The organism is Streptococcus sciuri (assembly GCF_024814375.1).
Lineage (GTDB): Bacteria > Bacillota > Bacilli > Lactobacillales > Streptococcaceae > Streptococcus > Streptococcus sciuri.
Window position 1 is genome coordinate 112,593 of the sequence record NZ_JANUXX010000004.1, and the last position, 13,860, is coordinate 126,452.

Sequence of the window (13,860 nt, forward strand, 5' to 3'; positions counted from 1 at the left end):
ACTAACGTACGAGTGTTCTTAGAGTGAGAGATGTGAATGTCGACAAAAAGAAACTCATCTAGAGTTTCTTTTTCATATGAAGATGTGTTATCCCAGCTTCTTGAAAACTATCTCCAAAAGGTGTAAAGTTGAGACTCTCATAGAATGGAACTGCTGTCAATTGAGCGTGTAGATATAAATTCTTAAATCCTTGTTTTTGACTAAAGTCAAGAACGTAGGTTAACAGTTTACGACCGATCCCAAGTTGACGGTAATTAGGGAGGACAGCCATACGTTGTAAGATAATCTTTGAATATTTTTCATCAGGTAGCAGGCGACAGGTCGCCACTGCATGATTGCTTTCATTATAGTAGACAAAATGTAGGCAATAAGCTTCCTTGTCGTCAATTTCAACCGTATGAGGTACTTTTTGCTCCTTAACAAAAACAGCTTGTCTGATGCGCAATGCATCAAGGTAAGTCTCTGATAAGGTATTTCGTGTGTATCGTATCGTCATGTCGGTATTATAACAAAAGCCCTTGCTTGAAGCAAGAGCTTTTTGATGGAATTAAACCAAATCTTGAACAGCATCGTCCATAGAAAGAACTTCGTGGAAAACACGTTGAGTGAGTTCTGTTTTTTGTTCAGGAGTTAGGTATTTAGTATTGACACAGTAACCTGATATACGAACAATAACGTCTTCACCACTCATAATCTTATCATAGACATCTTTAAGATCCATAACGTTTAGGTTGACGTGTTGACCACCATTTTCAAAGTAACCATCAAGGATAGTGACAAGGTTAGTGACTTGCTCGTCAAAAGTCTTACCAAGTGCACGTGGAGAAACTTGAGTTGTCAATGAGATACCATCGTTTGCATGAGCAAATTCAAGTTTAGAAAGTGAATTTAAGTTTTGTAGCCATCCACCTTTAGCCTTATTGGAAGGGTTAGCACCAGGTGAGAAGAATTCGAGTTTAGAGAGGTTCACTGTTCCATCTTCGTTAAGGTAAACACCCTTGTGAACTGGGGAATTACCTGTTTGTTTAGAGTAAGCAACGTTTGATGTGATGGTAAGAAGTGAGACAGTTGCTTCAGCATCCTTGTAGAGTTTGTGTCTTGCAAGGCGTCCGTGGAAAGCTTCTAGCAACCATTCAGCGATACTATCGACACGATCATCATCTTCACCATAACGTGGGTAGTCACCAATAGTTTCATAATCGTAGATGTAGCCATCTGCATCACGGATAGGTTTTACCGTAGCATACTTAATCGCTGATAAAGAATCAACTGTATTTGCAAAACCACAGATACCAAATCCCATGTTAGCACGAACGTGCGTTGGTAGGAATGCCATTTGAACAGCTTCGTAGTTATACTTATCTGTCATGTAGTGGATGATATTCATCGCATCAACATAAGTATCTGTCAACCAATCAAGTGACTTTTCAAAATTAGCTTTTACAGTTTCAAAGTCAAGAACTTCATCACGAATCGGATCTACATCAAAGACTTTGTAGTCTTTATGAACATCATCATAACCACCATTGAGACCTGTAAGAAGAGCTTTGAGAACATTGACACGTGCTCCAAAGTATTGAAGATTATGACGTTTTTCCTCATTTTCGGGATCAAGTGGTGATACACAGCATGAAATACATGACATTTCACCGTAACCTTCCTTAGCCATAGTAGTGACTCCTTCATACTGGATAGAGGAGTGTTTGTGACTCATTGCCATACAGTATCTGCGGAAAGCATAAGGCAATTTATCAGACCAAAGAACAGTCAGGTTTGGTTCTGGAGCATTTCCAATATTATCAAGAGTATGAAGGAAACGATAGTCCATCTTAGTTACACGGTGACGGCCATCAGCCCCCATACCGGCCATAGATGTTGTGATGAAAGTAGGATCTCCTGAGTAAAGTTCATCATAAGCTTTAGTACGAGCAAATTTTACAGTACGAAGTTTTAATACGAAATCATCGACAAACTCTTGAATCTCAGACTCTGTGAAAGTGCCTCGAGCAAGGTCGCGTTCAGCAAAGACATCAAGAACAATTGGCACACGTCCAAGAGAAGTAGCAGCACCGTTGACAACACGAGCAGCAGCCATGAAGGCAATGTTAGTCCATTGGATAGCTTCTTTAGTGTCCATGGCAGGTCTACGCACATCGACACCATAAAGGTCACCGAGTTTAACAACTTCGCCCAGTGCTTGATATTGGAGGTTGATTTCTTCACGTAAACGAATCGTTTCTTCGTCAATTTCAGTCAGAGCGTTCCAGTCATTGACTTTTTCTTGCATGAGGTAGTCAGCACCATAAAGAGCAAGGCGAGCATAAACCCCAATGATACGTCCACGAGAGTAAGCATCTGGCAAACCAGTTACAGTGTGTGCGTGACGAGCACGACGAATGTTTGAGGTATAAGCACGAAAGATACCATCATTGACAGTTGTTGTGTATTTTGTAAAGATTTCATGCACTGCTGGGTCTGGTTCATATCCGTGTTCTTTTAGTGCTGTTTCAGCCATACGTATACCACCTTTTGGCATGAAGTTCAATTTGAACAACTCATCATTTTGAATACCGTAGATGAGTTCATTCTCTTTATCAATATACCCAGCTGGAATATCAGCGATTGAAGTAGCTCGTGTATCCATTGGGAAACGTCCCTCTGCTTCGTAGCCAGCTTTTGTTTCTTCGATAATCTTTTTGATGTGCAAAGAACGTTCGGTTGGTCCTGCTAAGAAGCTTTCATCACCATCATAAGGGGTGTAGTTTGCTTGTACAAAACGTGAAACGCTAGCTTTTTCTTTCCAATCGTTTCCTTTGAAGCCTTCCCAAGCTTTTTCAAAGACGTCAGTGTTTGTTTTTACTGTTGCCATAATGTTATGTTCTCCTTATTCTAGTAACACCATCTGTTACATTTACAAGTTTATTGTACCATAAGGTAAGCGTTTCCCAAAACAAAAGAAACGCTTTCTTTAACATTCTTTTATAATACAGTTATATAATCTATGGTCAACTGTATTATAAATATCTCCAAAATAGCCAAGTTATTTGGAAAATTGTATAATAAAAAAGAGAAATGGGAGGTGAGTATGCTTATTTTTCCTTTAGTCAATGATACGACACGAAAGATTATACATGTCGATATGGATGCTTTTTTTGCTGCAGTGGAGATGCGAGATCACCCAAGCTTAAAAGGCAAACCTGTTATTATTGGAGCAGATCCTAGAATGACAGGAGGACGAGGTGTTGTTTCAACGTGCAATTATGAGGCTAGAAAATATGGTATCCATTCTGCTATGTCTTCAAAAGAGGCTTATGAACGCTGTCCGCAAGCTGTATTCATTTCAGGAAATCATCATAAATACCGTTCAGTCGGAAGGCAAGTGCGTGATATTTTTAAGCGCTATACGGATTTGGTAGAACCTATGTCTATTGATGAAGCTTATTTGGATGTCACTCAAAATAAAATTAATAGTAAATCTGCTATCAAAATAGCTAAGCTTATTCAACATGATATTTGGCAAGAGCTCCATTTGACTTGTTCTGCAGGTGTATCGTATAACAAATTTTTAGCAAAACTTGCCTCGGACTATGAAAAACCAAAAGGTCTAACGCTGATTCTACCAGAGGATGCTCAGGATTTTTTAGCAAAATTGCCCATTGAAAAGTTTCATGGAGTAGGTAAAAAGACTGTTGAAAAACTACATGCCCTATCTGTTTATACAGGAGCGGATTTGCTAAGAATACCTGAAATGGAACTGATTGATCGCTTTGGTCGTTTCGGATATGATCTCTATCGTAAAGCACGTGGTATTAGCAATTCTCCGGTCAAACCTAATCGCAAGCGCAAGTCCATCGGTAGTGAGCGTACCTACGGGAAACTCTTATATGCTGATGAGGACATTAAAGTGGAGATTAGTCATAATGCTAGGCGTGTTGCAGAGATACTTGATAAAAATCACAAGTTAGGGCGTACGATTGTTTTAAAAGTACGTTATGCAGATTTTTCAACATTAACGAAACGAGTGAGTTTGGATGATTTGACAGCTGACTTTGAGGTGATTGAGCAGACAGCGCAGACGATTTATGATAGTCTGGAGGAAAATAATACTGGCATTCGATTACTTGGAGTGACGGTGACAGGACTTGACGACGCTTATCAGCGATTACAATTATTTGATTATGATGAAAAGCACCCCAATCGTTAGATGTTTTTAACAACTGGAGTGCTTTTTCTTAGTTTTCTGCATGAAGTAATGTTTGAGCTTTACGATAGATATATTATTAAGGAAATAATCGGCATAATAAGAGATATAATATTAAAGGAACTACCTAGGATAAGACTACTAACAACGAGAGCGATGACGTGCAATAGTGTAGGCGATACGATACTATAGGGCGACAAGTCAGGTGCATTATCGTCAATTAGAGAACGATTGCGAAATGCTAAATAAGTAATTGTGACATTAGTAACTAAACCTATCATCGTTAAAATAAGCAATCCGATATGTGTCGAAGCCAACACCGTTTGGTACTGACTAGCAAAAAGTGTTTTTAAAATTTAACTAGATTATGTAAGAGAAAAAAGTAGCTCACGATGAGATAGACCTTAAGGAAAGGATCAAGTGTGTTTATCCATGCGACAAAATTGTCTCCTGACTTGAGTGATTGGCGGATTTTTTCATATGAAATCATAAGAAAGCTCTTAAAAATATGACATATCCATTATAATTGAGCGAAAAATCAACATTTTCTTCAAGGTTTGAAAAAGAAAGCAATATCTTCTTGAGTCAGTCCAATCATAGGATCTATTATGGTAATATTTTCTTCAGTCAATCGGTACTGCGCTATTTTACTACTCTCAGACAAGTCATTTGACGGTTTGTCTTCTATGGATAATTCATCACCTAAGAAATGTTCAGCAAGATAGGTCTGTCTCTTGGTGCCTTGTGTACGAACAGCTGTATCAAAAGCTCTCAACTCACCCAGTAAAACGAGCTTACTTTTGGCGCGTGTGATTGCTGTATAGATGAGATTGCGCTCTAGCATGCGTCTGCTCTGATGTGTAATGGGGAGGATAACAACAGGAAATTCACTTCCTTGTGATTTATGGATAGACATTGCATAAGCTAGAGTGATTCTCGTCCAGTCTTTTCGTGCATAGATGACTTCCTGTCCATCAAAGTCAATGAAAAGTTCATCTTGTTTGGATTCTGTATACTTTTCAGGGATAAGGTCTGTGATATAGCCAATATCTCCATTAAAAACATTGTGCTCAGTATCATTAATGAGGTGGAGAACCTTATCGCCTTTACGGAAAGTTATTTCGTTAAAGGTAAAGGATGGAGTAGTAGCAGGGTTTAGCAAGTCCTGAAGCAATGTGTTTAGGTTATTGATACCAGCCTGTCCACGGTACATAGGAGCTAAGATTTGGATGTCTTGAGCGTCTATACCGTTTCTAAGCGCAGATTCTACAATCTTAATAACCATATTGGGAATATAGTCAGCCTGTGCTTCAAAGTAAGAACGGTCAGGCTTTTTAGCGGTAAAATCAGATGGCAAAAAGCCTTGTCGTATATGACTTGCTAACGTGATTATAGTGGAGTTTTCAGATTGTCGAAAGATTTTTTCAAGACGTACTTTTGGAAGTTCGGGAACTTTTAGCAAATCAGCTAAGACCTGTCCAGGTCCTACAGACGGAAGTTGGTCGCTATCACCTACAATAATAACCTGAGCATGTGATGGCAATGCTGAAAATAGCTTGTTGGCAAGCCAAGTATCAACCATCGAAAACTCATCAACGATGATTAAATTACAGTCTAGCTCTTCGTCTAGAAGTTGAAACTCTTGATCTCGATTTAAGCCAAGGTGACGGTGGATAGTAGCACTAGGAAGCTCGGTCAATTCAGTCATCCTTCGACTAGCTCTTCCAGTGGGTGCTGCTAAAATAATGGGTAAATCTTTTGGTTTATTTAAGTTAAGGTTATGGAGTTTGGCATAGGTTTGGATGATACCATTAATGATAGTTGTTTTACCTGTTCCAGGTCCACCTGTTAGTATAAAAACTTTAGAGCGTAGGGCATCGCCAATGGCTTGTTTTTGCATGCTATCATAGTTGATTCTCAACTCTTTTTCAACTTGTTGGAGATGCTTTTTAATGGTTTTATTATTTGCTGGTTCTTTGAGTTCAACGTTTAAAATACGTTTTAGTTGTCTTGTGATACCAACTTCTGAAAAATAAAGGCTGTTATCAAATATCTTTGTATCTATGTTCTGAATTTTGTCGTCATTGATTAATTGTGTCAACTCCTGAGCGACTAGGGTAGGGTCAATCTCAATATTGCGTGATTGCTCAAGAAGAGCTAATGTCTCATCAAGCAAAGCACGTGCTTCAACGTAGGTATCCCCTGTATTCAGACATATGCTTAGTAAGCAATGCAAGAGAGCTGCACGAAAGCGTTTTGGAGAATCATCTTCAATACCTACTTGCTTTGCTAACTGATCGGCTATTTTAAAACCAATACCCTGAATATCTTCGACGATTTGATAAGGATTTTTCATGATGACATCCAGAGCTGTCTCCTTGTAGTGGTCAAAAATCTGCATAGCATAGCGGTTGGAAATACCATATTCAGCTAATTTTGAGAGAATCTGTTCACTACCGTAATGACGTCTTAGTTGAGCGATAAATTGGTCTTTTTTCGCTTTTGATAGACCTGAGATAGACTCTAGTTTGTCTGGTTCTTCTAAAATAGCGTCAATAGGGTTACTACCATACAGAGAGACAATTTTTTCAGCTGTTTTTTTGCCAATTCCCTTAAATTGTTTACTTGAAAAGTAGTTAATCAGTCCTGAAGTGCTTGGTTTTTTCCGCTCATATCGACTAACATTCAATTGTTCACCGTACTTGGGATGGCGGACAAGGTCACCCCAAAAAGTATAAGTCTCTCCTTCCATAATTTCTGCCATGATGCCAGTGATGATAATCTCACCATCATCAAATAGACTATCGGTCTCTTCGATATTGAGGAGTAAAATCTTGAAAAAATTATGGGAGTTTTCAAAGATAATACGCTCGATGTTGCCTGTGAAAAAGTATTCCATGATATTTTCCTATTTTTAAATGCGAAATAAGAGGTCGACAATATCTCTCTCTTAGTCTTATTATTTAACGGTGCCTATGCGATTAAAAGGCCAGATACGAAACTTAACTTCTCCGATGATATTTTTCTTCGTAAATGTTCCAACTTCACGGCTATCTTTAGAGACGATACGATCATCTCCAAGAAGGTAATACTGCCCTTTTGGGACTGTTACAGTAAAGTCAGCACTGCCACTAGTATCTGTGGTAAAAGCTGTAGATTTTTCAGCTAAGCCTTGAAATAGAGCATTGTAAGAATAAGTACTTTGTAATTTATCCTTTTGAAATAGTCTTTGATAGGTCTTAAGATAGGGTTCTTTGACGATTTTACCATTGACTTTTAAAACATCATTTTGATAGCTGATGGTGTCTCCAGGAAGTCCAATAACGCGTTTTACAATAATCTTTTTTTGACCATTTTCAACTTCGGAAGCAACTACAATGTCAGAGCGATTGATGGATGTGTGTGATAACACCAAAAGTCTTTCATTGTTAGCAAGAGTAGGATCCATTGAGTGTCCGTCAACTCGGACAAACTGCCATAAGAAAAGTCTACTAAATCCAATAACAACAAAAATGAAGATAAAAACTCCCCATTCCTTTATAAATTTTTTCATAAATGATGTTCCCTTTTTCTAAGAATGTAGTAGTTGGATAGCTTTTTTAGTGTTAGCAAAGTGTAATTTAGCAGTTTCTTCTAATGCAAGCATACCCTGTTCTTTCAAAAGCTTACTAGCTATCTTATCTGATTTTGTGCTAGCACCACTTGGTAGAGATATCCCTACTGTTTGACTGAGTTGGCTGAGGTTCTCTAAAAAAAGCTGACGGGCTATAATAGAACTAACAGCAACAGCTAAAAACTGACTCTCGGCTTTTTCAATTAATGAAACGGTTTTATCAAAGTGATTTTTTTCCTGCTTTAAATAGCTGAGATAATTTTTTTGACTAGTAAAAGCATCAACGATGATGCCATCAGGTTGCAGTCCTTCTTGTAGAAGTAAAAAAATGGCTTGATTATGCAGTGCGACTTTGACAGACACAGCATTATAAGGTTTATTATCTCCCACGATTTCATTGTACTTGCGAGGAGATAAGAGTAGACTCTTGTGAGGTATCTTTTGCTTTAGTAGAGGTGCTATTTGGCAGATGGTATTATCTGGTAGTGTTTTAGAGTCAGCCACACCTAGTTCCCTCAAAAAAGGAAAATCATCTGGTGTCACAAAAGAAGCTACAACAGCTAGTCCGCCAAAGTAAGAACCGTTTCCAACTTCGTCAGAACCAATCAAGGATTGCGATTGTTGTTTGAAGTGTGATGATGTGTCTTCATTCAACTCTTCATGATAACCAAAAGCTTTTGCTAGTCTTACAGCATTTTTCCCTTGAAAAACAAGCTTTCCAGAGTGATAAAGTGATACACTACTGCCATCCACCCTTGCAAAAAAGGAGAGGTGTGGATTTTTATTAGGTAACTGATAGTCTTTTAGTTGCTTTATCACTTCTTGCTGTAAAGTCAAATCAGAAAGCATAACGACTGTATTCATAACTAGTATTATATCACAAAAAAAGAAGCCTGTAATGAGAAAAAGACACTTCTTATTATGAGAATAATTTACGAATACGTTGTTTTAGGGTATAATGGATAGGAGGTAATGACTATGACAGGTAAACAAACAGGAAAAAATCGTTATAAATTTGTTTTTGGGGATAAGCCACTCACCCTAACCACCGAAAAAGATAACCTTTTTATGGAAGAAGTTGAGCATTTAGCTCACGAAAAGTATGAAGACATTAAGCAAAAACTTCCATCAGCAGATGACAATACCATTGCGATTTTAATGGCTATCAATTCTTTATCTACGCAACTTGAGCGTGAAGTTGCATACGATGCCCTGAAGACTGAAAATGAAGAACTTCGTAAAGAATTGCTTGAAAAGTCAAAAGAAACTATCGGAGAATAGACATGTTAACAATGTTTCTTTTTTTGATTTTAGTATGGGCTTTTTACATTGGCTATAGTCGAGGTTTTGGGTTGCAAGTTTTTTACACTCTTTCAAGTTTATTAGCGCTTGTTGTAGCTAATTTGATGTTCAAAGAATTAGCAACTCATTTGACCTTATGGATTCCTTATTCAAATCCGACTCAAGAGTCTAGTGTTTCTTTTTTTCAGTCTGTTAATCTATTTGACCTAGATCGGGTTTATTACGCTGGTGTTGCTTTTGTAGGAGTATATGTGCTGGTTTACGGCATCGGGCGTTTACTTGGAATTTTTGCACATCTTCTTTCTTTTGAGCGATTTGATAGTAGATTTTTTGCTATCATAGGAGGTATGCTATCTGTAGGTGTCAGCGGTTTAAGTTTGGGACTTTTACTTTCTGTCTTGGCGACAGTTCCTATAGTTGGTTTACAACATTTCCTCTCAACCAGCATCTTAGCACGCTTTTTTATCTATATAGTTTCTTTTATAACCAATAGTTGGATATGATTTTCAAAGTTGAACATTAACGACTTAGCTCTTATAAAGTAGAGCTAAGTCGTTTTTTAGTCTTCATGAAAATTGAGTATACGTAGAAAGTATTAGATCGAGTCTATTTCGTGGAGATTAGATACTAAACAAAAAAAGTTGTAAAAAAATCGACAGTTTTTATTTCTTTTACGAATAAATAAATGAAGCAGAAAAATATCATATAGATTAAAAATGTTTCATAAAAATTACAAAAATAGTTGACATATGTTACAAAGAAAGGTAAAATAACTATGAAAGGGTTTTCACTTGATGGTCTAACTGAGATATAAGGTGACTATGATGAAAAAAAGATATTTAGCGTTAGCTAGCACAACGTTATCAATAGCGTTTTTCATGAGCAGTTCATCTGTTCAGACTCAGGCGGATGACGTTAAGTTAAATAAATACAATATTTTACTAAAGACAGAAGTATCAATGGATAATGTGGAAAAAGAGCTTGAAAAAGGAGGAATTGCAGTTGTCAACAAGATACCTGAGATAGGTTTTATGACAATTTCGACAGAGAAAAGTAAGCAGAATATTAAAGAAACAAATGATTACTGCATTGAAGAAATTGCAGAGGATGACACACGAACTGTAAAACCCAACATCTGCTATTCCTATAAAGGTCAAGTCTATACGAATAACTATTTTGATTTTTGGAAAAATCAATGGGATATGCAAAAAAGCATTAGTAATGGAGTCAAGTTTATTCACAAATCTACGGGAAAAGCAACGATTGGTGTTATTGATTCGGGGGTTACATATGACAACCCAGATATTTATTCTAACATTATTTCGGTAAAGAATTTTACGACAGATACCTCTACTGGGATTGTCGATGAACAAAATGTTTTAGATAAAACAGGTCATGCAACATCCGTTGTTGGTCAAATATCATCGAGTGGTAGCTACAGTGGGATTGCTCCTGGAATGAAGGTGAGAATGTACCGTGTCTTTGATGAGGAAAATGCGCAAGAGCAGTGGATTTTAAAAGCGCTAGTTCAAGCAGCAAAAGATGATGTTGACGTCATTAACCTAAGTTTTGGAGAATATCTACTAGAAAATTCTATGGACGAAAGTGATAGAACAGCCCTGATTAATATTTATCAGCGAGCAGTAAACTTTGCTTATAATCAAGGTTCAGTAGTGGTGGCTTCAGCAGGAAATGAAGGGATAAACTTAGATAATCAAACTGAATTGAAGTATCACTTCAGCAGTTTGAATGGCAAACATTATACTCAAATTGATGGTTCAGTTAAGGATGTACCGGCCGAATTAGATCATGTTGTTACAGTAGGCTCAGTAGATGCTAGTGACCATATTTCTAGTTTCTCAAATCGAGGTTCTAAGGTTGATATCTATGCAGCTGGCGGAGGGACTGGAGAATTGTCATCAGTAGGGTATGACAAATGGATAGCAGAAAGGTTATTTGAAAGGGATTGGGTAATTGTACCGACCTTAGAGGGAAAGTACACATATGCTTATGGGACCTCCATAGCAGCGCCCAAGGTATCCGCTGCTATAGGCTTAATTATAGAGAAATATCATTTAAAAAATCAACCAGATGAAGCTATCAAAATTTTGTATGACAATAGTCGGTTAAGTGATGACGAAAACGGTAATCAATTTAGAATGCTAAACATTACAAATTTTGTTCAATAATGAGTTGTTCTGGATTTGCTTTATGCGAGATTTCTGAATAAACTCTAAATTCGTTAGTTTAAACATATAAAATGGAGTACAAACCTATGAAAAAATTATTTAATATGACACAAGGACAGCGATTCTCAATCAGAAAATATTCTGTCGGAGTAACTTCCGTGCTCATTGGGCTGTTCTTATTGGGAATACCTAAGGGGGCATCTGCAGATGAGTTGACAAACACCAATGATGTAACGATTACAAAAGCGGTTGAAAGTTTGATTAATGAGAACAGTGGCACGACAACAGAAGTAGTTTCTATTGTTCAAGAATCACCAGCTGTTAATAAAGAAGTAGCACAAACTGCCAAAGAAACAGAGGGTAGTTCAAACAGTTCTGCTGTATCTGAGGACTCGCATGTAAATGCTGAAGCAACTAAGACCAACGAAGCTACAAACCTCTCAAATATGGTTACAAAAGAACAGACTACAAAAGAGATTGCTCCATCTGCACCATCAGTTGAACAATCTAGTCAAGAAATCAAAATAGAAAATAATAAGGACAAGCCATCTGATGTTGTAGAAACTCCAGCTTCTTATACAGACAATCAAAATACAGATGTAGCTACTGTAAAGGTAGATGATGGGGCAAATCTAGATGATAATTTAGCAGCTGTTGAAGATTTTTTAAACCAAAATCAAGATAATAAATTATCTGATGGTGTTAACACGAGAGCGGGACGAGTTATTGGTGATGATTATCCGGCTGCTTGGAGAAATAGTCCAAATTCTGTTGATTCTTGGGGGTATTATACAGGAAATTGTACTTCTTTTGTGGCTCATCGCTTGCATAATGTTAATCATTTTGAAATACCGAGAGCTATGGGGAATGGAGCGCAATGGGGTACGAGTGCAAGTCGTTTAGGATATAGGGTTGACAATACTCCAGCTGTAGGGTCAGTAGCCTACTATACTGACGGTGGCTATGGGCACGTTGCTTGGGTTGCTGATGTGATTGGAAGCAATATTCTTGTTGAAGAATATAATCGGTATTTAAATGGGCGGATGGATTATAGCTATCATACGCAAACACAGCCTATTTCTAGTGCAGCAGGGTTCATTCATTTCAAAGATTTAGGCGGTAGTGTTCCGACTCCAACAAGTACATCTCCTTCAACAGCACCGACAACTAGTGGTACATCTTTACCAAGTTCAGGCACTTACAGATTTACTAGTCGTAAGAGTATAAAATCTGAGCCTAAAATTTCTAGTGCAGAGATTGCTTACTATGATAGTGGAAGTTCGGTCAATTATGATAAAACATTAGTGTCGGATAATTACGAGTGGATTTCTTATATCTCTTACTCAGGTGCTCGCAGATACATTGCTATCAATCAGATAGCAACACAGCCGACTGCTCCAGCCACTCCAACCCCTGCAAATACAGCTGCTCCAGCAGGACACATTTCGATTACAAATAAAAACGACCAAACGGGTACATTTGATGTCATTGTTTCAAATGTTTCTAGTCCTAACGGTGTCAAAGAAGTCAAAGTTCCTACTTGGTCGAGTGAGAACGGACAGGATGATCTCATCTGGTATACTGCTGCTAAGCAAGGCGATGGAACGTACAAGTTGACTGTAAACCCAAGTAATCATAAAAATTCTCTAGGGGAATACAACATTCACTTGTATTATATTCAAAATGATGACAAGATGATTGGAATAGGAACGGCAACTACTATGGTAAAAGCAGTTGTGAGACCACCTATTCCTGATCAGGGGAGATATACCTTCTCAGGACGTGCTAGTGTAAAGGCTGAACCAAAAACATCATCGCCAGAATTGGCTTATTATGATGCTGGAAATAGTGTCAATTATGATAAAGTACTTTTATCTGATGGTCATTACTGGATTAGCTATATTGCAGTTTCAGGGAATAGACGCTATATTAGCGTATCATAGGAGATAATAATGAAAAAAGCACCTAAAATTGTTACGGGTTTGATATTAGCCTTAGTGATTCTCTTTTTTGCCTTTGTACTACTGATGGCATGTGGAAGTAAAAAAGTGGATAAAAGAGCTTCCTATGATAAGACAACGCAGACTAGTACATCCTCAATGAAGAGTACTAAAAAGAGTCATAAAGCAAAGGGTTCTTCAAAAACATCAGGTAGTTCCTCTGGTTCTTTGCAAGCCTCTTCTAGCGATGAATCAACAAATAACGATCTTAGTTCTGACTCCAGTGTGGGCACCACACCAGCGCAGACACCATCACAGTCTACTCCAAACCAAGGAGGTAATGACTCTCAAGAAAATGCTACTACACCTTCTAATCAAGGAGGAGCAGGATATTGGGAAGCTACTTCTGGTACTCTGACGTTAACGAAAGACACACCTGTCTATATAGAACCTGACAAGAATAGTAGTATTGCTTATGTTCAACCTCAAGGTGATATACAGTGGGACAACTATTCTTATGCTAATGGTGAATATTGGTATAGTTTTGTTCAAAAAAATCGTGATCAAGAAATCAGATTTTACATTGCTTACTCAGATGTAGGCCATTGATTAAGA

Annotated in this window: 12 protein-coding genes; 6 read left to right on the top strand and 6 right to left on the bottom strand. The window is 37.7% G+C overall.

Annotation, left to right across the window (positions count from 1 at the left end):
* Positions 1-58: 58 nt before the first annotated feature.
* Both NXS10_RS04655 and pflB read right to left on the bottom strand, forming a co-directional pair.
* Positions 59-496: a GNAT family N-acetyltransferase gene (locus NXS10_RS04655; protein ID WP_259138193.1), complete on the bottom strand. Its 438-nt coding sequence runs from the start codon at positions 494-496 to the stop codon at positions 59-61.
* Between the two features lie 51 nt (positions 497-547).
* Entirely contained in the window at positions 548-2,869 is a 2,322-nt protein-coding gene (gene pflB, locus NXS10_RS04660; RefSeq protein ID WP_259138194.1) for a formate C-acetyltransferase, read from the bottom strand.
* 216 nt (positions 2,870-3,085) lie between these two features.
* On the opposite strand from pflB, the gene dinB reads away from it, so the two are divergent.
* A complete protein-coding gene (gene dinB, locus NXS10_RS04665; protein ID WP_259138197.1) occupies positions 3,086-4,204 on the top strand; it encodes a DNA polymerase IV in 1,119 nt (372 codons plus the stop codon).
* Positions 4,205-4,263: 59 nt separating this feature from the next.
* Here dinB and NXS10_RS04670 read toward each other — a convergent pair whose 3' ends face one another.
* From NXS10_RS04670 to rnhC, 4 genes are all read right to left on the bottom strand, one after another.
* Positions 4,264-4,518 (bottom strand): hypothetical protein, encoded by a 255-nt coding sequence (locus NXS10_RS04670; RefSeq protein ID WP_259138200.1) that lies wholly within the window; start codon positions 4,516-4,518, stop codon positions 4,264-4,266.
* A gap of 233 nt (positions 4,519-4,751) precedes the next feature.
* Positions 4,752-7,100, bottom strand: coding sequence for an SF1B family DNA helicase RecD2 (gene recD2 / locus NXS10_RS04675; protein WP_259138202.1), 2,349 nt, complete (start codon positions 7,098-7,100; stop codon positions 4,752-4,754).
* Positions 7,101-7,160: 60 nt separating this feature from the next.
* On the bottom strand, positions 7,161-7,754 hold the full coding sequence (gene lepB, locus NXS10_RS04680; protein WP_259138204.1) for a signal peptidase I: 594 nt from the start codon (positions 7,752-7,754) through the stop codon (positions 7,161-7,163).
* Positions 7,755-7,772: 18 nt separating this feature from the next.
* Complete coding sequence (gene rnhC, locus NXS10_RS04685; protein WP_259138206.1) at positions 7,773-8,678, bottom strand: ribonuclease HIII; 906 nt, start codon at positions 8,676-8,678, stop codon at positions 7,773-7,775.
* 114 nt (positions 8,679-8,792) lie between these two features.
* On the opposite strand from rnhC, the gene NXS10_RS04690 reads away from it, so the two are divergent.
* The 5 genes from NXS10_RS04690 to NXS10_RS04710 all read left to right on the top strand — a co-directional run bounded on the left by NXS10_RS04690 (position 8,793) and on the right by NXS10_RS04710 (position 13,854).
* Positions 8,793-9,095 (top strand): cell division protein ZapA, encoded by a 303-nt coding sequence (locus NXS10_RS04690; RefSeq protein WP_259138208.1) that lies wholly within the window; start codon positions 8,793-8,795, stop codon positions 9,093-9,095.
* 2 nt (positions 9,096-9,097) lie between these two features.
* The gene (locus NXS10_RS04695) at positions 9,098-9,619 is read left to right on the top strand and encodes a CvpA family protein (protein ID WP_259138210.1); all 522 of its coding nucleotides are present in this window, start codon (positions 9,098-9,100) and stop codon (positions 9,617-9,619) included.
* 318 nt (positions 9,620-9,937) lie between these two features.
* Positions 9,938-11,305: a S8 family peptidase gene (locus tag NXS10_RS04700; RefSeq protein ID WP_373317999.1), complete on the top strand. Its 1,368-nt coding sequence runs from the start codon at positions 9,938-9,940 to the stop codon at positions 11,303-11,305.
* 86 nt (positions 11,306-11,391) lie between these two features.
* Entirely contained in the window at positions 11,392-13,248 is a 1,857-nt protein-coding gene (locus tag NXS10_RS04705; protein WP_259138213.1) for an SH3 domain-containing protein, read from the top strand.
* Positions 13,249-13,257: 9 nt separating this feature from the next.
* On the top strand, positions 13,258-13,854 hold the full coding sequence (locus NXS10_RS04710) for a hypothetical protein (RefSeq protein WP_259138216.1): 597 nt from the start codon (positions 13,258-13,260) through the stop codon (positions 13,852-13,854).
* Positions 13,855-13,860 lie beyond the last annotated feature (6 nt).

What these genes read in the sequence shown, in the direction of transcription:
- NXS10_RS04655 (WP_259138193.1), bottom strand. Translation starts at nt 496, where the DNA reads ATGACGATACGATACACACGAAATACCTTATCAGAGACTTACCTTGAT.
- pflB (WP_259138194.1), bottom strand. Translation starts at nt 2,869, where the DNA reads ATGGCAACAGTAAAAACAAACACTGACGTCTTTGAAAAAGCTTGGGAA.
- dinB (WP_259138197.1), top strand. Translation starts at nt 3,086, where the DNA reads ATGCTTATTTTTCCTTTAGTCAATGATACGACACGAAAGATTATACAT.
- recD2 (WP_259138202.1), bottom strand. Translation starts at nt 7,100, where the DNA reads ATGGAATACTTTTTCACAGGCAACATCGAGCGTATTATCTTTGAAAAC.
- lepB (WP_259138204.1), bottom strand. Translation starts at nt 7,754, where the DNA reads ATGAAAAAATTTATAAAGGAATGGGGAGTTTTTATCTTCATTTTTGTT.
- rnhC (WP_259138206.1), bottom strand. Translation starts at nt 8,678, where the DNA reads ATGAATACAGTCGTTATGCTTTCTGATTTGACTTTACAGCAAGAAGTG.
- NXS10_RS04690 (WP_259138208.1), top strand. Translation starts at nt 8,793, where the DNA reads ATGACAGGTAAACAAACAGGAAAAAATCGTTATAAATTTGTTTTTGGG.
- NXS10_RS04695 (WP_259138210.1), top strand. Translation starts at nt 9,098, where the DNA reads ATGTTAACAATGTTTCTTTTTTTGATTTTAGTATGGGCTTTTTACATT.
- NXS10_RS04700 (WP_373317999.1), top strand. Translation starts at nt 9,938, where the DNA reads ATGATGAAAAAAAGATATTTAGCGTTAGCTAGCACAACGTTATCAATA.
- NXS10_RS04705 (WP_259138213.1), top strand. Translation starts at nt 11,392, where the DNA reads ATGAAAAAATTATTTAATATGACACAAGGACAGCGATTCTCAATCAGA.
- NXS10_RS04710 (WP_259138216.1), top strand. Translation starts at nt 13,258, where the DNA reads ATGAAAAAAGCACCTAAAATTGTTACGGGTTTGATATTAGCCTTAGTG.